The organism is Limnochorda sp. LNt (assembly GCF_035593265.1).
GTDB classification, from domain to species: Bacteria; Bacillota; Limnochordia; order Limnochordales; family Geochordaceae; genus Geochorda; species Geochorda subterranea.
Window position 1 is genome coordinate 2,238,312 of record NZ_CP141614.1, and the last position, 21,235, is coordinate 2,259,546.

At 72.9% G+C, this 21,235-nt stretch carries 18 protein-coding genes, 1 tRNA gene, 1 other RNA gene and 1 pseudogene; 3 read left to right on the forward strand and 18 right to left on the reverse strand.

What is annotated here, in order from left to right; all coding sequences use genetic code 11:
• Positions 1-18 precede the first annotated feature (18 nt).
• The 4 genes from sdhC to VLY81_RS10650 form a co-directional block, all read right to left on the reverse strand.
• Entirely contained in the window at positions 19-492 is a 474-nt protein-coding gene (sdhC, locus tag VLY81_RS10635; RefSeq protein ID WP_324668143.1) for a succinate dehydrogenase, cytochrome b556 subunit, read from the reverse strand.
• A gap of 22 nt (positions 493-514) precedes the next feature.
• Positions 515-2,230, reverse strand: a complete 1,716-nt coding sequence (locus VLY81_RS10640; RefSeq protein WP_405001372.1) for a succinate dehydrogenase/fumarate reductase flavoprotein subunit — start codon at positions 2,228-2,230, stop codon at positions 515-517.
• Between the two features lie 109 nt (positions 2,231-2,339).
• Positions 2,340-3,323 (reverse strand): DMT family transporter, encoded by a 984-nt coding sequence (locus VLY81_RS10645; protein WP_324668146.1) that lies wholly within the window; start codon positions 3,321-3,323, stop codon positions 2,340-2,342.
• A gap of 66 nt (positions 3,324-3,389) precedes the next feature.
• Positions 3,390-3,554 carry a hypothetical protein gene (locus VLY81_RS10650; protein WP_324668147.1) on the reverse strand — a complete coding sequence of 55 codons (165 nt, stop codon included), beginning with the start codon at positions 3,552-3,554 and terminating at the stop codon, positions 3,390-3,392.
• Positions 3,555-3,724: 170 nt separating this feature from the next.
• Between VLY81_RS10650 and VLY81_RS10655 the strand changes: the two genes are divergently transcribed.
• Positions 3,725-3,801 (forward strand) — tRNA-Pro (locus VLY81_RS10655).
• Here the strand turns inward: VLY81_RS10655 and VLY81_RS10660 are convergent.
• The 9 genes and pseudogenes from VLY81_RS10660 to VLY81_RS10700 all read right to left on the reverse strand — a co-directional run bounded on the left by VLY81_RS10660 (position 3,780) and on the right by VLY81_RS10700 (position 14,253).
• A pseudogene (locus VLY81_RS10660) lies at positions 3,780-4,456 on the reverse strand (non-canonical purine NTP pyrophosphatase). The gene VLY81_RS10655 and the pseudogene VLY81_RS10660 sit on opposite strands and share 22 nt — an antisense overlap.
• Positions 4,453-5,274, reverse strand: a complete 822-nt coding sequence (gene rph, locus VLY81_RS10665) for a ribonuclease PH (RefSeq protein ID WP_324668148.1) — start codon at positions 5,272-5,274, stop codon at positions 4,453-4,455. The pseudogene VLY81_RS10660 and the gene rph overlap by 4 nt, the downstream one beginning before the upstream one ends.
• Positions 5,271-7,562, reverse strand: coding sequence for a UDP-N-acetylmuramoyl-L-alanine--D-glutamate ligase (murD, locus tag VLY81_RS10670; RefSeq protein ID WP_324668149.1), 2,292 nt, complete (start codon positions 7,560-7,562; stop codon positions 5,271-5,273). Before murD ends, rph begins: the two co-directional genes overlap by 4 nt.
• A 57-nt stretch (positions 7,563-7,619) precedes the next feature.
• A complete protein-coding gene (locus VLY81_RS10675; protein ID WP_324668150.1) occupies positions 7,620-8,183 on the reverse strand; it encodes a GerMN domain-containing protein in 564 nt (187 codons plus the stop codon).
• Positions 8,184-8,197: 14 nt separating this feature from the next.
• The gene (locus tag VLY81_RS10680) at positions 8,198-9,790 is read right to left on the reverse strand and encodes an N-acetylmuramoyl-L-alanine amidase (RefSeq protein ID WP_324668151.1); all 1,593 of its coding nucleotides are present in this window, start codon (positions 9,788-9,790) and stop codon (positions 8,198-8,200) included.
• 209 nt (positions 9,791-9,999) lie between these two features.
• Entirely contained in the window at positions 10,000-10,899 is a 900-nt protein-coding gene (locus tag VLY81_RS10685) for a copper amine oxidase N-terminal domain-containing protein (RefSeq protein ID WP_324668152.1), read from the reverse strand.
• Between the two features lie 200 nt (positions 10,900-11,099).
• Positions 11,100-12,470, reverse strand: a complete 1,371-nt coding sequence (locus VLY81_RS10690; protein ID WP_324668153.1) for a hypothetical protein — start codon at positions 12,468-12,470, stop codon at positions 11,100-11,102.
• Positions 12,467-13,303: an ABC transporter permease gene (locus VLY81_RS10695; protein WP_324668154.1), complete on the reverse strand. Its 837-nt coding sequence runs from the start codon at positions 13,301-13,303 to the stop codon at positions 12,467-12,469. Before VLY81_RS10695 ends, VLY81_RS10690 begins: the two co-directional genes overlap by 4 nt.
• Positions 13,300-14,253 (reverse strand): ABC transporter ATP-binding protein, encoded by a 954-nt coding sequence (locus VLY81_RS10700; RefSeq protein WP_324668156.1) that lies wholly within the window; start codon positions 14,251-14,253, stop codon positions 13,300-13,302. Before VLY81_RS10700 ends, VLY81_RS10695 begins: the two co-directional genes overlap by 4 nt.
• 180 nt (positions 14,254-14,433) lie before the next feature.
• Between VLY81_RS10700 and smpB the strand changes: the two genes are divergently transcribed.
• Together smpB and ssrA are read left to right on the forward strand one after the other, a co-directional pair.
• Positions 14,434-14,904 carry an SsrA-binding protein SmpB gene (gene smpB, locus VLY81_RS10705; RefSeq protein ID WP_324668157.1) on the forward strand — a complete coding sequence of 157 codons (471 nt, stop codon included), beginning with the start codon at positions 14,434-14,436 and terminating at the stop codon, positions 14,902-14,904.
• A 68-nt stretch (positions 14,905-14,972) separates the two neighbouring features.
• Positions 14,973-15,331, forward strand: a transfer-messenger RNA (tmRNA) gene (gene ssrA, locus VLY81_RS10710).
• Positions 15,332-15,436: 105 nt separating this feature from the next.
• Here ssrA and VLY81_RS10715 read toward each other — a convergent pair.
• The 5 genes from VLY81_RS10715 to VLY81_RS10735 all read right to left on the reverse strand — a co-directional run bounded on the left by VLY81_RS10715 (position 15,437) and on the right by VLY81_RS10735 (position 21,157).
• On the reverse strand, positions 15,437-17,488 hold the full coding sequence (locus VLY81_RS10715) for a sodium-translocating pyrophosphatase (RefSeq protein WP_324668158.1): 2,052 nt from the start codon (positions 17,486-17,488) through the stop codon (positions 15,437-15,439).
• A 19-nt stretch (positions 17,489-17,507) separates the two neighbouring features.
• The gene (secG, locus tag VLY81_RS10720) at positions 17,508-17,732 is read right to left on the reverse strand and encodes a preprotein translocase subunit SecG (protein ID WP_324668159.1); all 225 of its coding nucleotides are present in this window, start codon (positions 17,730-17,732) and stop codon (positions 17,508-17,510) included.
• Positions 17,733-17,851: 119 nt separating this feature from the next.
• Positions 17,852-19,138 (reverse strand): phosphopyruvate hydratase, encoded by a 1,287-nt coding sequence (gene eno, locus VLY81_RS10725; protein ID WP_324668160.1) that lies wholly within the window; start codon positions 19,136-19,138, stop codon positions 17,852-17,854.
• Positions 19,135-19,926, reverse strand: a complete 792-nt coding sequence (gene tpiA / locus VLY81_RS10730; RefSeq protein WP_324670406.1) for a triose-phosphate isomerase — start codon at positions 19,924-19,926, stop codon at positions 19,135-19,137. The genes eno and tpiA overlap by 4 nt, the downstream gene beginning before the upstream one ends.
• Positions 19,927-19,963: 37 nt before the next feature.
• The gene (locus VLY81_RS10735; RefSeq protein ID WP_324668161.1) at positions 19,964-21,157 is read right to left on the reverse strand and encodes a phosphoglycerate kinase; all 1,194 of its coding nucleotides are present in this window, start codon (positions 21,155-21,157) and stop codon (positions 19,964-19,966) included.
• Between the last annotated feature and the right edge of the window lie 78 nt (positions 21,158-21,235).

Consider the following 21,235-nt stretch of genomic DNA (forward strand, 5'->3'; position numbering starts at 1 on the left):
GATGACGCCCCCCTCGCGCTACCCGACCAGGATCTCCCAGATCCCCACGGCGATGAAGGCGGCCGCCAGGATCATCATGGCCACGGTCAGTGGCCGCTGCCGCCTCAGCGCCACGGGGTAGGGATAGACGGGCTCGGCGGGCTTGCCCAGGGTGTAGCCCAGGTGGCCCAGGATGAGCCGCAGGCCGTTGAGCGCGTGATAGACGAAGGCGGCCAGGATCAACAGCTCCCCCACCACGAAGATGGGGTGCGAGAGGGTCGCCATGGTCCGCTCCCACACTTCGGGCCCCTGCAGGCGCCGGCTGGTCACCCAGACGTGCAGCGGCAGGTAGAGCACCAGCCCGATGCCCGACAGGCGGTGCAGCGTAAAGAGGTAGCGCTCGATGGGGTAGCGGCCCGCATGGACCCACCCCCGGACGCCCAGGCGGTTGGGCAGCCGCCGGGGCCGGAGGCCCTGCGGCGCTCGCGGCTCGATCGACGACGGCCGGGCCATCGCCTCGTCCCCTCTCCCGGACTCAGTACTTGCGCTCGACCGGCTTCCACCGGGTGATCCGCACGGGCAGGTACTCCAGCCTCGGCCCTTGCGGCGTGTGGTAAGCCAGCGTGTGGGCCAGGAAGCGCTCGTCGTCGCGGCTCGGGTAGTCGCGCCGGGCGTGCGCCCCGCGCGACTCCCGCCGCTCCAGGGCGCCCAGCACCGTCACCTCGGCCAGGTCCAGCATGTTTTGCAGCTCCAGGGCCGAGACCAGGTCGGTGTTGTAGACCCAGCCCCTGTCCGACAGCCCGACATCGGCCATGCGCGCCTTGAGGGTGCGCACCTCCTCCAGGGCCTCGCGCAGGCCGGCCTCCTCCCGGAAGACCCCCACCTTCTCGTCCATCACCTGGCGGAGCCGGCTGCGGATCTCGTAGAGGCTCTCGGTGCCCCGACGATCCAGCAGGCCCTGCAGGCGAGCCTGCTCCTCACGGGCTGCCTCCAGCGGCGGCTCGGGGGGCGCCTTGCGTGCCAGGGCGTACCGGGCCGCCTCGCGCCCGGTGATGGCTCCCCAGACCAGGCACTCGCCGGTGGAGTTGCTGCCCAGGCGGTTGGCGCCGTGGATGGAGACGCAGGCCGCCTCCCCCGCGGCCCAGATGCCCTCCACGGGCGTCTTGCCGTCGATGTCGGTGTGGATGCCGCCCATCGAGTAGTGGGCGGCCGGCCGCACCGGCAGCCGGTGCTCGATGGGATCGAGCCCGTTGAACTTGATGGCCACCTCCCGGATCAGGGGCAGGCGCTGCTTGATCCGGTCCCCGCCCAGGTGGGTCAGGTCCAGCTCGACGTAGCCCAGTCCGCTGGGGTGGGTGAAGCCCCGCCCCGCCTCCATCTCCAGCGTCTCGGCCCGCGCCACGATGTCGCGGGGGGCGAGCTCCATCAGCTTGGGGGCGTGATCCTCCATGAAGCGCCGCCCGTCGCGGTTGCGCAGGTACCCTCCCTCGCCTCGCGCCGCCTCGGTGATGAGGATGCCGGAGGGCACCAGCCCCGTCGGGTGAAACTGCACGAACTCCATGTCCTTGAGCGGCAGCCCCGCCCGGTAGGCCATGGCCATGCCGTCGCCCGTCACCGTGTAGGAGTAGGTGGTGAAGCCGAAGAGCCGCATGAAGCCCCCCGTCGCGACGATGAGGGCCTTGGCCCGCAGCAACGCGAACTCGCCCGTGGTCAGATCCCATGCGGTGACGCCGGCCAACTCGCCCTGCTCGACGATGATGCGGGTGGCCATCCACTCGTCGTACCGGGTGAACCGCCCGAAGCGCTGCAGCGTGTCGTAGAGGGTCTGCATCTCGAAGAAGCCGGTCTTGTCGGCGGCGAAGGTGGCGCGGGGGAAGCTGTGGCCGCCGAAGGGGCGCTGGTTGATGTGGCCGTCGGGCCGCCGGGACCAGGGGATGCCCCAGTGCTCCAGCCGCAGGATCTCCCGGGGCATGGCCTCCACGAAGCGCATGACGGCATCCTGGTCGGCCAGGAAGTCGCTGCCCTTGACCGTGTCCCAGGCGTGGAGCTCGGGGCTGTCGCCCTCCTCGGGGTTGAGCACGGCGGCGGTGCCGCCCTCGGCGGCCACCGAGTGGGCCCGCATCAGCTGGGTCTTGGACAGGATGGCCAGATCGAGGCGGCCGTCGGCCGCCCAGAGCACCTCGAGGGCCGCCCGCAACCCGGCCAGACCGCTGCCCAGGATCAGGACGTCATGCGTCAGGACGCGCACCAGCGTCAGCCCCCTCGCTACCGGTGGCCGCGCGCCACCGACTCCACGGTAATACCGACAACCCTTATGGCAAAGGTGCAGACGTCCTAACGTGGGTACGGTACCAACAGGTCTACCGCGGGCGCCCCACCGGCCGAGGGGCGGCCGCCGGTCCCGGCCCGCTCGCGGGGCGAGTCGTCAGCCAGACCCCGCCCATCACGCCCGCAGCGCCCAACAGGTGAGCGAGATGCAGGCGCTCGCCGAGGGTGGCCACCGCGAGCAGGGCCGTGAAGACCGGCAGCAGGTTGCCGAAGACCGAGCCGACCGAGGCGCCGACCCGGCGCACCCCTTCGCCCCAGAAGACGTAGGCCGCGGCCGAGGCGAACAGACCGATGTAGAGGAGCGCGCCGGCCACCGCCAGGAGCCGCGGGGAGAGCCCCTCGGCCAGCAGGGCCGGCAAGCCGCCGGCGCCCCGCCACCACTCGACGAGCTGCCACGGCAAGAGGCCCACGCCCGCCACGGCCATGGCCCACGCGGTCCATGCCAGCGACGACAGCCGCCTCGCCGCCACCCGCGCCAGCACCGTGTAGGCCGCCCAGGTCCAGCTGGCTGCCACCATCAGGGCGTCGCCCGGCTGCACGCGCAGCCCCGCCGCCGTCATGCCCGATCCGCCGAGCAGGATGACCCCCACCCCGGCCAGCGCCAGGGCTATCCCGGCCACCTGCGACAGCCCCCACCGCTCCCCGAGGATGGTGGCGGCCAGCACCAGCGTGAAGGCGGGCGAGGCGGAGAAGATGAGGGTGCCGTTGATGGCCTGGGTGTGACGCAGCGCCTCGTACTGCAGCAGGGTGTAGGCGACCATGCCCAGGGCGGCGCCCGCCACCACCGACAGCCACTGCCGGCCGTCGAGCCGGGGCAGCCCACCTTCGCGGCGCGCCACCAGCCCCAGCAGCACGGCCGCGCCCACGAGCCACCGCGCCACCGTGATCTCCAGCGACGTCACGACCCCCGCCACCAGCACCCGCCCGATGACCCAGTTGCCGGCCCAGAGGAGCGGGGCGGCGGTCAGCATCAGGTAGGCCCCGAGGGCGCGTCGCCCGGTGCGCGGGTCGCTCATGGGCTCCAGGGTTCGGCGAGCGCGGCCGATCCCCTGGCCCGCCGGCCCGCCTGCGGCGGAGCCCGCTCAGGCGCCCGGCAGCAGCGGCACCACGAAACGCGCGAGGAAGTAGAGGATGGCCAGCACGATGATGACGATGGCCGACCACTTGATGGCCGTCTGTCCCACGGCGGCCCCGTCGCCGCCGTGACGCTCCCCGGAGGAGGGTTCGTCGACCGGCACCGCGATCACCCCCGTGACGAGCCGTTGGCCCCTTCGGGGGTTAGTCTTGCCCGCTGGAGACGTGAGACCCACGGGCAGCGTGGGAGCAGGCGGGCGTGCCCGGCGGGCGGGGCTTTCGGCGAGCCCCGGCGACCGCGTTGACCATGGCCCACCGGCCACGGTAGGATGGGGACGGTCAACGGGGCGTGGCGCAGCTTGGCAGCGCGACTGCTTTGGGAGCAGTAGGTCCCGGGTTCAAGTCCCGGCGCCCCGACCACCGCCCAGCAGCAGGCCTACCAGAAGCGGCTCGGCCTTCCGCCAGGCCCGGGCCCGGTGCGAGAGCCGGTTCTTCTCCTCCAGCGACAGCTCGGCGAGGCTCTTGCCCGCCTCGGGCACCCAGAAGACGGGGTCGTACCCGAACCCTCCGCCGCCAGCCGGGGCCTGCAGGATGCGGCCCTGGAGGACGCCCTCGAAGGTCCAGACCCGTACCTGCCCGCCGCCCGCAACGCCCGGGGGATCGGCCACCGCCACGGCACAGCGGAAGCGGGCCGTCCGCCGCTCGGGCGGCAACTCCCGCAGCGCCTCCAGCAGCCTGGCGACCCGCTGCGCGTCGGTCGCCCCCGGCCCGGCCCGCCTCGCCGCCCGGGGCCCGGAGCCCCGCCGAGGGCGTCGACCTCCAGGCCGGTGTCGTCGGACACGGCCAGGCAGCCGAAGGTGGCCGCGGCCACCCGCGCCTTGACGGCCGCATTGGCGGCCAGGTCCAGGCTCTTTTCTGGCACCTCGGGCATGGCCCGCCCGCCCAGGGCGGGGTCACCCGGTGCCAGCACCTCGACGAGCCCGTCGAGCGGCCCCCCGGCCGCCAGGGCCCGGAACTCCCTCAGCTTGCCGGCGTTGGTGGACGCCACGACGAGACGCGGCCGCACGGCCCTCACTCCTCCACCGCCGGCGGCACCGGCCGCGGCAGGTCCCGTCGCGCCTCGATGGCGGCCACCACCTCGGGGGCCAGCACCTGGCGCTGCACCGCCATGAGCCGCTCGATGCCGGCCCGCGCCACCGCCAGGAGCTGCCCCGCCTGCTGCACGTCGAAGGGCGCGTGCTCGGCGGTGCCCTGCACCTCCACCAGCGCCCCCCTGCCGGTCATGACCACGTTCATGTCGACGTCGGCGACGGCGTCCTCGGCGTACTCCAGGTCCAGCCTCACCTCGCCCCCCACGATGCCGACGCTGACCGCCGCCAGCCAGTCGACCAGCGGCAGGTGCGCCCATCCCTGCTCGGCCCTGAGCCGCCACAGGGCGTCGGCCAGCGCGACGAAGGCGCCGGTGATGGCGGCCGTGCGCGTGCCGCCGTCGGCCTGCAGGACGTCGCAGTCGAGCCAGATGGTGCGCTCTCCCAGGGCGGCCAGGTCCACCACTGCCCGCAGGCTGCGCCCGATGAGCCGCTGGATCTCCACCGAGCGGCCCGCCTGTCGCCCCCGGCTGATGTCACGGGGCGTGCGTTCCCGGGTGGAGCGCGGCAGCATGGCGTACTCGGCCGTCACCCACCCGGAGCCTGTCCCCCGCAGGAAGGGGGGGGCCTTCTCCTCCACCGACGCCGTGCACAGCACCCGGGTGTCGCCCAGCTCGATGAGGGCCGAGCCCTCGGCCCACTTGTTGACGGCGCGCTCGATCCGCACCGCCCTCAGCTCGGTCGGCCCCCTGCCCTGTCGGACCGGCGGTGGCGGCGGGGTCGGCGAGGCCGTCTCCTGGGTCATGGGGTCGCCTCCTGCAGGGCGCGCACGATCTGGCGGAAGCGTGCGCCCCGTTCTTCGAAGTTGCGAAACATGTCGTAGCTCGCGCAGGCCGGCGAGAGCAGCACCACGTCGCCGGGCCGGGCCACCTGCCGGGCGGCCGCCACCGCCTGCTCCAGGCTGGCCACCCGCTCGTGGGAGACGGCTCGCCCCGTCTCCTCCCGCACCTGCTCCAGGGCCCGCTCGATGGCGCCGGCCGTCTGCCCCAGCAAGACCACGTGGCGGCAGCGCTCCACCGCCACCCGCGCCAGCTCGTCGAAGGGCAGGTGCTTGTCGTAGCCGCCGGCGATGAGCACGATGGGCTCCTGGAAGGATTGCAGCCCCGCGATGGCCCGGGCGGGCGTGGTGGCGATGGAGTCGTTGACGTAGAGCACGCCGTCGATGCTCGCCACCGCCTCGAGCCGGTGCGGGACGCCCTCGAAGGTGCGCGCCACGTCCCGGATGGCCTCGACGGGGGTGCCGCAGCAGAGCGCCGCGGTGGCGGCGGCCAGGACGTTTTGGACGTTGTGCTGGCCCCGCAGGCGGATGTCGTCCCGGCGGCAGAGCTCCTGCACCTCCCCGCCGTCCCCCGGACCGGCCGCCGTCATGGCGGCCACGAGCCGGTCGCCCTCGAGCCAGGCTCCAGGGCGACGGGGCCGCCGGCCGAACCAGTGCACCCGCCCGGCGGTACGCCCGGCCATCTCGACGGTGATGGGGTCGTCCCCGTTGAGCACGGCCACGTCGTCGGGCCCCTGAAACGCCACGATGCGGGTCTTGGCCGCCACGTACGCCTCCATGCTGGGGTGGACGTCCAGGTGGTTGGGCGTCACGTTGGTCACCACCGCGACGTGCGGGCTGATGCCCGTCGTCTCCAGCTGGAAGCTGGAGAGCTCCAGCACCACCCAGGCGTCGGGCCCGATCTCGGCCAGCCGCTCGATGAGGGGCTCGCCGATGTTGCCGCCGACGAAGACCGGCCGGCCGGTGCCCCGGAGCATCCGCCCCACCAGGGTCGTCGTGGTGGTCTTGCCGCTGGAGCCGGTGATGCCCACGATGGGCGCCGGACAGAGCCGCATGAAGAGGTCCGTCTGCCCGGTGATGACCACACCGGCCCGCCGCGCCGCCTCGATGGCGGGCAGGTGCTTGGGCAGGCCCGGCGTCACGAAGGCCACCTCGGCCTCCTGGAGCGCGTCCAGATAGGAGTCGCCCAGGACCAGGCGCACCCCCAGCCTCTCGAGCGCCTCGGCCCGAGGCCCCATCTCCTCGGCGGACTTGCGGTCGGCCGCCACCACCCGGGCGCCGTGCGCCACCAGGTAGCGCACCAGGGGCAGGTTCTCCACCCCCAGCCCGATGACGGCCACGCGCACCCCCTGCCAGCTGGCGGGCAGCTCGCTTGCAAGACGCGTGGGAATGGCCATGGGCGATCCCTTCCATCTTACCGGACCGACACCGGCCCATGCTCGCCCGGCCGCACGGTGCGCCGGCCCCACGAGCCGCTCCAACGCCTCGCGAAAGGCATCCGGATCGCCGCTGGTGACGAACCGGTCGGAGCCGGGGCCCTCGTCCTCCCCCTCGCGGATCGCCACCCCCGCCTGGCTCAGGCGCCGCACCGCCTCGGCGGCGACGGCCTCCGCGGGGTCCAGCACCGCCGCCTCGGGCGCGGCCGCCGTCGCGCCTCCCTCCTCGGCCAGCACCCGCTCGATGACCGGCCGCAGGAAGGGGTAATGGGTGCAGCCCAGCAGCACGCCCTGGACCCCCGCCTCCACCAGCGGGCCGACGTGCCGCCGCACGGCCTCGTGCACCGCCTCGCCGTCGAACCGGCCCGCCTCCACCAGGGGCGCCCACTCCGGGCAGGCCTCCTCGACCACCTCCAGGTGTGGCGCCGCCGCGGCCAGCGCCCGCCGGTAGGCCCCGCTGGCCACGGTCGTGGGGGTGGCCAGCACGCCCACCCTCCCGCCGGGCGCCTGCCACCGGTGCGCCGCCGCCCGAGCGGCCGGCTCCAGCATGCCCACCACCGGCCCGCCAAACGCCTCCTGCACCTCGGGCAGGGCCACGGCCGACGAGGTGTTGCAGGCCACCACCAGCAGGCGGGTCCCCTGCCGGCGCAGGTAGGCCGCGATCTGGATCCCAAAGGCCCGGATCTGCTCCGGCGGGCGGTTGCCGTACGGCGCCCGGCCGCTGTCGGCCACGTAGAGGACGGGGACTCCCGGCGCGAGCCGCCACAGGTGCCGCAGCACGCTGAGGCCACCCACGCCCGAGTCGAAGACGCCGATCAAGGGCTCGCGTCGACCTCTCCGGCAGTGCCCCACACTATGCCCCGCCGGACCGTGGGGTCACGGCGCCGGCCGTGGACTCGAGTCCGAGGGGGCCGCCGCCACCAGCGAGGGATCGGCCGGCAGGGGCTGGGTCAGGTCCACGTGGCCGGCCAGCGTCTCGACCGGCCGCCCCTCCACGCGGATCTGCACCCGCTCGATGCCGGGCACCGCCGTCAGGGTGTTGACGATGCCGTAGACGGTCAGCAGCTCGGCGGTGGACCCGCCCCAATGACGTTCGATGATTTCCCGGGAAAAGTCGACGGTCGCGACGCCCTCGTCGACGTGCACGCCCAACGGACGGGTCCCGGGGGGCAGGACCGGCACGAGGCCGCTCTCGGGCCTGGGCCCCTCCGCCAGCATCCGCAGGCGCTGCATCGGCCCGTCTCGGCCCGGGAGGGTGTAGCGCACCTCGGCCGCCAGCGCCGTGCCGTCGGGGCGGGCGAAGTAGAGCACGACGGAGCGCCCCAGGCCCAACGCCGGCAGGAGGCGGTCCTCGTAGCGGGCGACGAGGCCCACGCCGACCGCAGCCGCCGCGAGCAGGGCCAGGAGGGCCACGACCCACGCCCTGGCCTTGCGGCGCACCTTCTCGCCCCCCTTCAGCGCACCACCGGTATGCGGGCTGTCCCTACCGTATCATTGCCCACCTGGCTCAGGAAACTGACGATGGCAGCGAACATGGCCTCGGCCGCCTGCTGGCGGAACGACGGGTCGCGCAATCGCCCCTCGTCCTCCGGGTTGTCGACGAAGGCCACCTCCACCAGCGCGGCGGGCATGGGAGCCAGGCGCGGCACCCGCAGATCCCGGCGCATGCGCACCCCTCGGGCCGGTCGGTCCAGCTTGTCCAGGAGCGAGTCGTACAGGAGCTCGGCCAGGCGCTGGCTGGCCGGGTCGTTGGGCGAGTAGAAGACCTCGGTGCCCACCGCCCGCCGCGACGTCGAGGCGTTGTTGTGGACGCTGACGAAGACGTCCGCTCCGGCCTTGACCGCCACCGCCACCCGGTCGTCGAGGCCGACGTAGACGTCCGTGCGGCGGCTCATGGAGACCTCCACCCCCACCGACTCCAGCAGCGTCGCCAGGCGCTGGGCGATGTCGAGGTTGTAGACCTTCTCAGGCGTGCCGCTGGCGCCGATGGCGCCCGGGTCGTGCCCGCCGTGCCCGGCGTCGATGGCCACGGTGCGGCCGGTCAGCGGCCGGTCGCCCAGCGCCAGCACCAGCGTCTCGCGGGCGTCGGCGCTGAAGAGATGGTAGCCCACGGGCTGGCGCAGCTCGACGACGACCCGGGCACTGCGCGGCAAGAACTGCCCGACGCGGACGCTCACCGCCGGCCCCACCCCGGCGTACTGCTCCTGCTGCTCGCGGTCGAGGCCGGGGTCGACCACGGCCCCCGGCAGGTCCAGCACCAGCCGCCCGGGGTTGCGCAAGTAGAAGGTGCGGGGCTCGATGGGAGCCGTCGCCTGCACCACCACCGCCGCCCCCTGTGGCCCGATGGGCTGGACGGTCACCGCCGTGATGCGGCTGTAGACGTCCAGCACCAGGTCCATGTCGCCCGTCGGGGCCGGCGGCGCCTTGCCCGGATCCGCCTCCAGCAGGCCACGGGTCAGGTCGAGGGAGGTGACGATCCGCGGCTGGATGGGCTGGGCCACCTCCAGCACGATGCGCACGACGTCGGGCTGGAACTGGCTCACCCGAAACCGCCGCACGGGGCCCGAGCTGACCTCCCACTCGCCCGGGCTCGTCACCAGCGTGGCCTGCTGGATGTCGACCACCAGGCGCAGCGGATCCGACAGCGTGGCCGTGCGGACGGCCGCCATGCCCGACATCTCGACCCAAAGCTGCCCACGGCCTCCGGCGCCCCAGATCCAGTAGACGGCCGAGACGGCGTGACGCAGCACGACGGCGAGCTGGCCCGTCTCGGCATCCTGCCGGAGTTCGTAGCCGACGGGCGAGGTGAGGTCGATGGCGATACGCACCACGTCGGCGGTATGCTGCGCCATCCGGACCGACTTGACCAGCGCGCCGTCGGCGGGGTAGTCGACGGTGGCCGCCCCGAGCCGGGCCCCCTCCAGATCCAGCACCAGCCGCGGCGGGTCCGCCAGCACCACGGGCTCGCCGCGCAGGCGCACCGGCCCCTCGCTCATGATCTCGATGCGGCTGCGCCCCGCCTCCCGCCGCACCGAGACGCCCGTCACCTCGACGATCGCCGAGCTGGCCCGGGGCGGCTGGTTGCCCGCCTGCTCGCGCGGCGCCTCGATCGGGGCAGGGCGCGACGACCCCGTGGATGATGGCGGCCGCTCGGGCGCCTGAGGCGTCGGCTCGACGTCGGGCTGCCGTGCCGGGCGCTCGGCCGGGCAGGCTCGGCTGCCGAAGCGGCGGGCACGGCCGGGAGGTCGGCGTCCCCTCAGCGGTCCTGCCCGAAAAGGCCACCGTCGGCGACGGCGTGGCGGCCGGGGCAGCGCGGACCGGCCGCGTTGCGGCGCCAGCCGCGAGCTCCGCGCCGGCGACCGCCGGGCGTGGCGCGCCCCGTGGAGGCCGCCAGGCGTCCCTCGTCCGCCGCGCGCGGTACCGGCAGCACCGACAGCAGCATCGCCATCCGGTCCTCCAGCGATGGGCGCATCGGGGGCGGCGAGGGGAGGGGTGACGGCACGTAGGGCGTGGCCTGGGGAGCCGCCGACGGCGCCGCAGCCGCCGCCCGGTGGACACGGGGCTCCCGCCCGTGGTGCGGCCCCCCTTGGGCAGCGTGGCCGGCGGCAGCGCGACGGGCTGACTCGGCGGCCCGGCCGGAGCCGGCCTGGCGGCGCCTCGGCGGCGGTGACGGGATCGGCTGCTCCGGCACCGGCGCGGGCGCCACCAGCTCGGCCCGGCCGAGCCGGGCGTCCCACCGGACCTCGAGGCCGAGGCCCTCCGCCGCCGCCCGCAGCGGCACCATGAGACGCCCTTCCACCAGGAGAGGGGGCTCGGGCAAAGAGACCCGCCGCTCGTCCACCCACGCGTGGAGGCTGCCCACCGTCAGCCGTACGCTGGCCTCCCCCCGCTGCAGGACGGCCGTCTTGGTGGCCCCGTCCCAGGTCACCCGGGCGCCCACGACCTCGAAGAGCCGCACCGGCACCATCAGCGTGCCGTTGAGCATCTGGGCCGGCTCCTCCATGGCCACCGGGAGGCCGTCCCACCAGACCGTGCTGCGGGTCGGCGCGGCTGCCTGGCGGGCATGGGCGACGAGCGCGAGCAGGCCCGTCGCCAGCAGCACCGTGGCGACGGCGCCCCAACGAAGCCATCGGATTGGGGCCCGGTGAGCCTCCACGCCCGACGGGGCTCCTTCCCTGGCCTGCCAGGTATTGCCAGGCCCTCGGGACAAAAAACCCGGCGTGACCGACCCGCGACCTGCGTGCCGGTGCGGCCGGGAATGGCCCCGCAGGGGCGTGCGGCGCACCCCTGCGAGGCCCGAGCAGCCTACACTATTCGAGACGAACGGAGGATTTCCTCCAGGCTACCGTCCCGGCCTCAGACCTCGGGCGGCCGGCGCGGGCGCAGCCGCCGCCGCCAGCCCGCCACCACCAGCCCCGCCACCAGCGGCACCGCCGGCCAGGCGTAGAGGGGCCAGACGGGGTCGCCGCGCACAGCCCGCACCTGCCGGACGCTGGAGGCCACCACCTGCCCCTCCTCGTCCACCAGGCGCAGCTCGTAGGTGGCGCCGGGATCCAGCTGCAGCGCCACCTTGTAGGCGACGAACGAGGGCCGCCGTCCCGCGAACTCGGGCTTGGAGGGGTCGAAGTCGACGATGTTGTAGCCCAGCGCGTACCCCGGCGTCTGCTGGACGTAGTAGGGCTTGGGCTGGGCCGAGGCCACCACCTGGCCGTCCTCGAGCACCTGCAGGGTCATGGCAGGCAGCTCCTGGCCCAGCACCCACTGCCACGCGCTGCGCTGCCCCGAGCCCGCCAGGGGCCGGGCCGACTCCACCATCCGGCTGTAGGCGTAGCGGTTGACCTCCCGGGCGTCGAAGGCCTTGAGGTAGAAGGTGGCCTCGTCGGAGACGTAGAGGGTGTCGCCCGGGTCGCCCGACTCGACGGGCATGGTCCACTTGCTCTCCGGGATGATCTGGTAGCCCACCCCCTGACGCCGGGGAGCGAAGACCACTAGCCGCTTGCGGGTGCCCGCCACCTCCTGGCCGGCCTCGTCGACCAGCCGCACGGTGTACTCCCCCGCCGGCAGCTCCACCAGGAAGGCCCGGGCCGGCTGCATGGCCAGCATGGCGGGCGGCTGGGGCTGCTGCGGCGGCTCGGGCAGGCTCTCGGGGTCGGCGGGCTGGCCGGTGCGCCGGACCTCCTCGAGTATCTCGGTCATGCGCTGCTGCCAGGCATCCTGGGCCTCCCGGTAGGCCTGCACCTGGTCGTAGTACTGGTCGATGAGCCGCCGGTAGGTGTCGTAGGCCTCCTGCGCCTCGTCGCCCACCGCGAGCTCCACCTGCCCGCCGAAGTAGCCCTCGGGATAGACGAAGGTGTAGGGCGTGCGCTCAAGCGTCGCCACCACCCGCTCGCCCTGGCGCACCTCCAGCCGGCCCGCGACGGGGTCACGGTAGCCCATCCAGTCGGCCATGTACTCCTGCGTGATGGGCCAGTAGTAGACGTCCGTCTCCAGCACGTCCACGATGTGGCGCTCCGACGCCGTCAGGTACAGCGTCTCGACCTGGGCCGGCGCGAAGGTCCCCCCGTACTCCTTGCCCGTCCACGGGGTGATGCCGTACACCACCTGCCGCTCCTTGACGGGCTCCGCGGCCCGCACCCCGGGGCTCACCCCCACGCCCGCCACCAGGACCAGCGCCGCCGTCACCGCCAGCGCCAGCGCCCGGGCCGTGGCCCCCCGCCGTGCCATCACCGACGCACCCCCTTGCGAGCGAAGGCCCAGGCGGCCAGGCTCAGCATCACCGCCGCGTACAGCAGCGACGAGCCCAGCGCGGCCAGGTACTGCCCGGCGTCGCCCACCTGGAGCGCCGCGCTGCCGCGGCTGTAATAGCCGATGGGCGACACCCAGGTGAGCACCTGCTGCACGTTGTCGACCACCGTGCGGGCGAAGGCCAGCAGGTCCGTCAGCCGCTGGCCCGGGATGGCCAGCAGCACGGCATGGGCCACGCTGAACAGGGTGAACAGCAGCATCAGGCCCAGGAAGACCAGCACCGCCAGGAAGACCCGGCGGCTCAGCGCCGAGATCAACAGCCCCAGTGCGACCACGCAGGCCGTCAGCGCCAGCGCCAGCACCACGAGCTGGGGCGTCTCCCGGGGGAAGCCCAGGTTGGTGAACCAGGCGGCGGCCCCGAAGGTGACCAGGTACAACGCCGTCACCACCAGGGCCGAGGCCATGGGCTGCAGGAACTTGCCCGCCAGATACGACAGGCTGTCGACAGGCCCGTAGAAGAGCACCTCCAGCGTGCCGTTGTCGCGCTCGCGGGCGATGGCCACCGCCGCCATCAGCCCGAAGTAGATGGCCGACAGCCACATGGCCAGGAAGAACGGGTAGGCGACGGGGCTGCCCAGCACCATCAGCCCGTTTTGCTCCACCTGCCAGAGGGCGTTGCGCAGGGCGAAGTGCGAGACGCCCCACAGCACCAGGGCGACGGCCAGGTAGAGCGACAGGCCGAAGAGCTGGGATCGCAGGTCCCGCCCGGCGATGGTGCGCGCCACGTGCCAGCGGCTCACCCCAGGGGCACTCATGAGGCCATCCCCTCCCGTGCCAGGAGCGAGATGTTGTTTTCGGTGATGGTGACGAAGGCCTCCTCCAGCGACATCTGCCGCGTCTGCATGGAGAGTACGACGCCGCCCGAGCCGGCGATGGCCCGCGAGATGGCCGGGCGCAGGTCGACCCCGGTGCGGGTGCGGATGAGGAGCTTGCCGTCGCGACGGTCGACGCCGCTGACGCCCTCCACCGCCTGCACCGCCGCCACGATGGGCTCGTCCACCCGCTCCAGCTCCACCTCCAGCTCCTGCTCCGTGGCCAGCCGCGTGCGCAGGCCATCCATGGTGTCCTCGGCCAGCAGACGCCCCCTGTGGATGATGCCGACGCGGTGGCAGATGCGCTCGACCTCGGAGAGGATGTGGGAGGAGATGACCAGGGTCTTGCCCCGGCGGTTCTCCTCCAGCAGCAGATCCCGCACCTGACGGATGCCGTAGGGGTCCAGCGAGGAGACCGGCTCGTCCAGGATCAGCAGCTCGGGGTCGTGCAGCAGCGTGCGCGCCAGGCTCAGCTTCTGCTTCATGCCCTTGGAGTAGCCGCCCAGGAGCTCCCGCCGGCGATCCGCCAGCTCCAGCCGCTCCAGCAGCTCGTCGATGCGCCGCCGTGCCCCCGACACCCCGTACAGCCGTGCGAAGAACTCCAGGTACTCCTGCGCCGTCATCTCCTCGTAGAGGTAGTGAAACTCGGAGAGCACCCCGATCCGGCGCCGCAGGGCCGGCGACCTCCCCGCGCCGAGCGGCTGGCCGAAGAGCCAGATGCGCCCCTCGGTGGGGGGCACCAGACCCAGCACCATCATGATGGTGGTGGTCTTGCCCGCCCCGTTGGGACCCAGGAAGCCGTAGATCTCCCCCTCGGCCACGTGGAGGTCCAGGTGATCCACGGCCACCACGCTGCCGAATCGCCTGGTCAGGCCCTCGGTCCGCAGTACCATGGGAGCTGCTCGCCCTCCCCAAACCCGCTTGGTGCCGGCATCCGCCGGCCTCGACCTCCTCCAGCCTGCCTCGCCCCGCCCAGTATACCAGAGACTTCGACACGGCCCGGCCCGACTCTTGGCGCGCCCCGCCCGGCGCCCCCTGGCACCGTCTGGCGCCTGTGCTATGATGAGGACGCCATGACCCAGGCGCGCACGGTCTGCGAAAATCGCAAGGCCCGCCACGACTACGAGATCCTGGAGACCCTGGAGGCCGGGCTCGTGCTGACCGGCAGCGAGGTCAAGTCGCTGCGGCTCGGCCGGGCCCAGCTCCGCGACAGCTACGCGCGCGTCCGGGACGGGGAGGTCTACCTGATCGGGGCCCACATCTCCTCGTACCAGGCCGGCAACGTCTGGGACCACGACCCGGGTCGGCCCCGCAAGCTCCTGCTGCACCGCCGGGAGATCGCCCGCCTGGCCGGGCGCGTCGCCGAGAAGGGCCTGACGCTGGTGCCGCTGCGCATCTACTTCAACGAGCGGGGCCTGGCCAAGGTGGAGCTGGCCGTGGCGCGGGGCCGCAAGAGCTACGACAAGCGCGAGGCCATCGCGCGGCGCGACGAGCAGCGCCGCATCGAGCAGGCGCTGGCCGAGCGGGAGCGGCGAGCGCGTTGACACGACGGCTGCCGACCGCGTATGCTGAGGTCGGACGATGGGCGCCTCACCCGGTCGACAGCTTTCGTGGGGGTGAGTCAGGTTCGACATGGGTGCGGGTGGCCATGGCTGCGAGCCGAGCTCCTGCGACTCGTAAAACCGCAGGGCAGTCAACAACTGCCGAACCCGAGCTTGCTCTGGCTGCTTAATTAACGCGGCCACGCCCGCCTGACGGTCTTCCCGTCGCCGCAGGGCCGGGCGTCATCGAGGCGGGATACCGCGGGGGCCTCGCCTCCGGGCCGCCGGGGGAAACCTGAGGAGGCTGGCGGCCGTCATATCCGGCTCCCGGGATCGGACGGCGGCGAGCACCACCAAACGGGAGACACGCTCGTAGAGGCTGTGGCGGCCTCGCTCATGGACGGCGGTGCAACTCCGCCCACCTCCACCATCTTTTCGAGCGCCGGTCGCGAAGGGGGCTTGCGGCACACGCCCGCAAGCCCCCTCGCCATTTTCGTCGCCGGGCCCGATGGCCCGTACCGTCCGGCCTCCGCCGTCAGAGCAACCCCGCGCCGAAGAGCGGGGCGAAGACCAGGGCGACGATGGACATCAGCTTGATGAGGATGTTCATGGAGGGGCCGGCGGTGTCCTTGAAGGGGTCGCCCACCGTGTCGCCCACGACGGCGGCTTTGTGGGCGTCGGAACCCTTGCCGCCGAACTCGCCAGCCTCGATGAACTTCTTGGCGTTGTCCCAGGCGCCGCCCGAGTTGGCCATCATGATGGCGAGCAGGACGCCGCTGGCCGTGGCCCCCGCCAGCAGGCCTCCCAGCGCCTCCTTGCCCAGGATGATGCCCGTGGCGATGGGCAGGAGCACCGCCATGGAGCCGGGCGTCACCATCTCCCGCAGAGCCGCGCCCGTGCTGATGCTGACGCACTGGCCGTAGTCAGGGCGGGCCTTGCCCTCCATCAGGCCGGGGATCTCGCGAAACTGGCGGCGCACCTCCTGGATCATCTGGAAGGCCGCCCGTCCCACCGCCCGCATCGCCAGCGAGCCGAAGAGGTAGGGCACCATCGCGCCGACGAGCAGCCCCACGATCACCTGCGGGCGGGTCACGTCAATGGTCTCCACGTTGACCGCGGTCTTGTAGGCCGAGAAAAGCGCCAGCGCCGTCAACGCCGCCGAGCCGATGGCGAAGCCCTTGGCCACCGCCGCCGTCGTGTTGCCCACGGAGTCGAGCTGGTCGGTGATGCGCCGCACGTCGCTGCCCAGATGGGCCATCTCGGCGATGCCGCCGGCGTTGTCGGCCACGGGGCCGTAGGCGTCGACCGAGACCGTCATGCCCGTGGTGGCCAGCATGCCCACCGCCGACAGGGCGATCCCGTACAGCCCGCCGTAACGGTAGGCGACCCAGGTGCCGATCGCGATGAGCAGGACCGGCCAGCCCGTGCTCATCATGCCGTTGGCCAGACCCTGGATGATGTTGGTGGCCGTGCCGGTCTGGGAGGCCTCGGCGATCTCGCGCACCGGCCGGTAGTCGGCCGAGGTGTAGTACTCGGTGATGTAGCCGATGGCCGTGCCGACCACCAGCCCCGCCACCGTCGCGATCCAGACCCGCACCGGCGTCAGCTCGCCGCCCTGCGGCAGCACCCAGGCGATGACGAAGTAGGAGGCCACCGCCACCAGCACCGCGGCGATCCAGGTGCCGTTGCGCAGCGCGAGGCGCGGGTTGCCGCCCTCGCCCGTGCGCACCATGAAGGCCGCCACGATGGAGGCCACGATGCCGACGGCCGCCAGCAGCAAAGGAAGCATGATGAGGCCCCAGCCGCCGCCCGTCGCCGCCATGCTGGCGCCGATGGTCATGGCGGCGATGACGGAGGCCGCGTACGACTCGAAGAGATCCGCTCCCATCCCGGCCACGTCGCCCACGTTGTCGCCCACGTTGTCGGCGATGACCGCCGGGTTGCGGGGGTCGTCCTCGGGGATGCCCGCCTCCACCTTGCCCACCAGGTCGGCGCCGACGTCGGCCGCCTTGGTGTAGATGCCGCCGCCCACGCGGGCGAACAGCGCGATGGAGCTGGCTCCGAAGGCGAAGCCGTTGACGATGTTGAAGCTGATGGGGTTAGCGGGGTCCGCGAAGAGGTAGACCACCAGGCCCAGCCCCAGCAGGCCCAGGCCCACCACGGTGAGCCCCATGACGGCCCCGCCGGAGAAGGCCACGGTCAGCGCCCGGTTGAGCCCGCCCGTGGCGGCCTGCGCCGTGCGGACGTTGGCCCTGGTCGCCGAGCGCATCCCCACGTAGCCGGCGCTGGCCGAGCAGACGGCGCCCACCAGGAAGGCCACGGCCGCCAGGGGCTGCATGCTGTGGGCCGGCGTCAGCAGCCCCGCCAGCAGGATGGCCGCGGCGACGATCGCGACGAAGACGACCAGGGTCCGGTACTCCCGTCCCAGGAAGGCCATCGCGCCCTCCTGGATCGCGCCGGCGATCTCCTGCATGCGGGAGTTGCCGGGCTCGTGGGCCTGGACCCGTTGGTAGAAGTAAGCGGCGAAGATCAGCGCGAGCGCGCCGGCGCCCATGGCTCCCACCGGCGCCCATGAGAGCACGTCCATCCGCTGCTCGTCCCCCTCCTCAGCGCACCACCAGCACGAGCGCCACCGACATCACCATGAAGACGACGGCCAGGATGACGGTCGCCCGCTCCAGCAAGAGCTCCCAGCCCTTGGCCTTGCGGAAGAACATGCGAGCGCCGCCACCGATGGAGCCCAGCCCCTCGCCCTTGCTGGGCTGCAGCATGATGACGACCGTCAGCGCGACGGCGATGAGCAGCTGCAGCACGAACAGGAACGTGACCAACCCTGCGCCCCCTCCCTCGCCCCGGGGCGGCCAGCCTGCCCCGCCCCGATGCGGTCGCCCGTTGTCAACAGGGGCATTGTATCACCGCCGGGGCGAGCTCACCAACGCCGGCGGGCCGCTCAGCGACCCGCCCGGGCGAAGGCCCCCTTGCCGGCGAACTGCGCGGCGTCCTCCAGCTCCTCCTCGATGCGCAGGAGCTGGTTGTACTTGGCCACGCGCTCCGAGCGGCAGGGCGCGCCGGTCTTGATCTGCCCGGCGTTGACCGCCACCGCCAGATCGGCGATGGTGGTATCCTCGGTCTCGCCGGAGCGGTGCGACAGGATAGCCCGGTACCCGGCCCGGTGCGCCGTCTCCACCGCCTCCAGCGTCTCGGTCAGGGTGCCGATCTGGTTGACCTTGACCAGGATGGCGTTGGCCACGCCGCTCTCGATGCCCCGGCGCAGCCGCTTGGTGTTGGTGACGAACAGATCGTCGCCCACCAGCTGCACCCGATGGCCCAGGGCTGCCGTGATGGCCCGCCACCCCTCCCAGTCCTCCTGGTCGAGAGGGTCCTCGATGGAGACGATGGGATAGGACTCCACCAGGTCGCGGTAGTAGGCCACCATCTGCTCGACGTCTCGCTCGGTGCCCTCGCCGGCGAAGACGTAGCGTCCGTCGCGGTAGAGCTCGGAGGCGGCCACGTCCAGAGCCAGCACCACGTCGTCGCCCGGCTTGTAGCCCGCGGCCGAGATGGCCTCCACCAGCAGGTCCAACGCTTCGCGGTTGGTGCGCAAACTTGGAGCGAAGCCGCCCTCGTCGCCCACGCCCGTCGACAGCCCGCGGCGCTTGAGCACCTGCTTGAGGTGGTGGTAGACCTCGACGCCGGCTCGCAGGGCCTCCTGGAAGGTGCCGGCCCCCACCGGCGCGATCATGAACTCCTGGATGTCCAGGTTGTTGTCGGCGTGCTTGCCGCCGTTGAGCACGTTCATCAGGGGCACGGGCAGCATCCGGGCCTGGGTGCCGCCCACGTAGCGGTACAGCGGCAGCCCGGCCGCCTGGGCCGCCGCCTTGGCGCAGGCCAGGGAGACGCCCAGCATGGCGTTGGCGCCCAGCTTGCTCTTGTTTTCGGTGCCGTCCAGCTCCAGCAGGCGCCGGTCGATGGCGATCTGGTCGCTGGCGTCGAGATGCAGCAGCTCCGGTGCGATGAGGTCGTGGACGTTGTCGACGGCCCGCTGCACGCCCCGCCCCAGGTAGCGCTTGGGATCCTCGTCACGCAGCTCCAGCGCCTCGAACTTGCCCGTCGACGCCCCCGACGGCACCGCCGCCCGCCCGATGGCGCCGCCCGACAGCACCACCTCCACCTCCAGGGTGGGGTTGCCGCGGGAGTCCAGGATCTCTCGAGCCACGATCTCGTCGATGGTCGTCACGTCGCGCGCCTCCCTGCCGCCACGATGGCGGTGAAGCTGTCGACCTTGAGGCTGGCCCCGCCCACCAACGCGCCGTCGATGGACGGGTAGGCCATGAACTCGCCGATGTTGGCCGGGTTGACGCTACCCCCGTACTGGATCCGCAACCGCCCGGCCGCCTCCTCCCCGAAGCGTGCCCGCACCCGGCTGCGGATCACCCCGTCGATGACCCGGTGGGCCTCCTCGCCCGTCGCGTTTTCGCCCGTGCCGATGGCCCAGACGGGCTCGTAGGCCACCACCACCCCGGCCACCGCCCCGGCCGCCAGGCCCTCCAGGGCCGTCTCGAGCTGCCGGCTCACCACCGTCTCGGTCAGGCCCTGGCGGCGCTCCTCGAGGGTCTCGCCCACGCAGAGGATGGGCGTCAGCCCCGACTCCAGCGCCGCCCGCAGCTTGCGGGCCACCCACTCGTCGCTCTCGCCCAGCAGGTGGCGCCGCTCCGAGTGGCCCACGATGACGTAGCGGCACCCCGCGTCGGCCAGCATGGGCCCCGACACCTCGCCGGTGAAGGCCCCCTGCCGCTCCCAGTAGAGGTCCTGGGCGCCCAGGCTCACCCACGCCCCCAGGCCCGACCGCTCGATCTCGGCGTGGACGGCGGTCAGCGCCGGGAAAGACGGGCAGAGCACCACCTCCACCCCCTCGGGCCGCGCCGCCCCGCCCAGCTGCGCCAGGAGCTCCCGGGCGAAGGCCCGTGCCTCCGAGGGGGTCTTGTGCATCTTCCAGTTGCCCGCGATGACGCGGCTGCGACTCACGCTGCTCAAAGGGCTCGCCGCCTCTCCGTCGCCCCGGTCAGCGGTCCTGGAGCACGGCCACGCCCGGCAGCTCCCGGCCCTCCAGGAACTCCAGCGACGCCCCGCCCCCGGTGGAGACGTGGCTCATGCGGTCGGCCAGACCGAACTGCTCCACCGCGGCCGCCGTGTCGCCGCCCCCGATGATGGTGGTGCCGTCGCTCTGCGCCAGCGCCAGGGCCACGTGCCGGGTGCCCTCCGCGAAGGGCGCCATCTCGAAGACGCCGAGGGGGCCGTTCCAGATGACGGTGCGGGCCTGGCGGATCTCCGCCTCGAAGCGCTCCCGGGTCCTGGGCCCGATGTCGAGCCCCTGCCACCCGGCCGGGATGGCCGTCGCGGCCACCACCTGGCGCGGCGCCTGCGCGCTGAAGGCCTGGGCCACCACCACGTCCTCCGGCAGCAGCAGCCGCACCTTGCGTCGCTCGGCCTCGGCCATCAGCTCGCGCGCCAGATCCACGTGCTCGGCATCCAGCAGCGAGTCGCCGATCTCGTAGCCCCTGGCCTTGAGGAAGGTGTAGGCCATGCCCCCGCCGATGAGCAGGGCGTCGACGCGGGTCAGGAGGTTTCGGATGACGCCGATCTTGTCGGAGACCTTGGCCCCTCCCAGGATGGCCACGAAGGGGCGCTCGGGCTCGGCCAGGGCCTTGCCCATGGTCTCGATCTCCTTGAGCAGCAAGAAGCCCGCCACGGCCGGCAGGTGATGGGCCACGCCCTCGGTGGAGGCGTGGGCCCGGTGCGCCGAGCCGAAGGCATCGTTGACGTAGACGTCGCCCAGCCGCGCCAGGCGCCGGGCGAAATTGGGGTCGTTCTTCTCCTCCTCGGGGTGGAAGCGCAGGTTCTCCAGGAGCGCCACGTCTCCGGGGGCCAGATCCTGGACGGCCCGCTCCACCTCGTCGCCCACGCAGTCGGGCAGCATCCGCACCGGCATGCCGAGCAGCTCCCCAAGGCGGTGGGCCACGGGCCGGAGGCTGTAGCGGGGATCGGGCCTGCCTTTGGGCCGCCCCAGGTGCGACATGAGCACGACCCGCGCCCCGTGGCCCAGCAGGTACTGGATGGTGGGCAGGCTGGCGCGGATCCGCTTGTCGTCGGTGATCCGCCCCTGCTCGTCCATCGGCACGTTGAAGTCGACCCGCACCAGGACCCGCTTGCCCTGGACGTCGACGGCCTCCACGCTCTTCTTCTGGTACGAGGTCATGAGGGCGCTCGCCCCTTTCGTGGGTCCTCCGGCGGCGGCACCGGACGCCCGCCGGCGATGGTAGTGGCTATGGCTACG

What these genes read in the sequence shown, in the direction of transcription:
- VLY81_RS10695 (WP_324668154.1), bottom strand. Translation starts at nt 13,303, where the DNA reads ATGAGTGCCCCTGGGGTGAGCCGCTGGCACGTGGCGCGCACCATCGCC.
- VLY81_RS10735 (WP_324668161.1), bottom strand. Translation starts at nt 21,157, where the DNA reads ATGACCTCGTACCAGAAGAAGAGCGTGGAGGCCGTCGACGTCCAGGGC.
- VLY81_RS10715 (WP_324668158.1), bottom strand. Translation starts at nt 17,488, where the DNA reads ATGGACGTGCTCTCATGGGCGCCGGTGGGAGCCATGGGCGCCGGCGCG.
- smpB (WP_324668157.1), top strand. Translation starts at nt 14,434, where the DNA reads ATGACCCAGGCGCGCACGGTCTGCGAAAATCGCAAGGCCCGCCACGAC.
- sdhC (WP_324668143.1), bottom strand. Translation starts at nt 492, where the DNA reads ATGGCCCGGCCGTCGTCGATCGAGCCGCGAGCGCCGCAGGGCCTCCGG.
- rph (WP_324668148.1), bottom strand. Translation starts at nt 5,274, where the DNA reads ATGACCCAGGAGACGGCCTCGCCGACCCCGCCGCCACCGCCGGTCCGA.
- VLY81_RS10645 (WP_324668146.1), bottom strand. Translation starts at nt 3,323, where the DNA reads ATGAGCGACCCGCGCACCGGGCGACGCGCCCTCGGGGCCTACCTGATG.
- VLY81_RS10700 (WP_324668156.1), bottom strand. Translation starts at nt 14,253, where the DNA reads ATGGTACTGCGGACCGAGGGCCTGACCAGGCGATTCGGCAGCGTGGTG.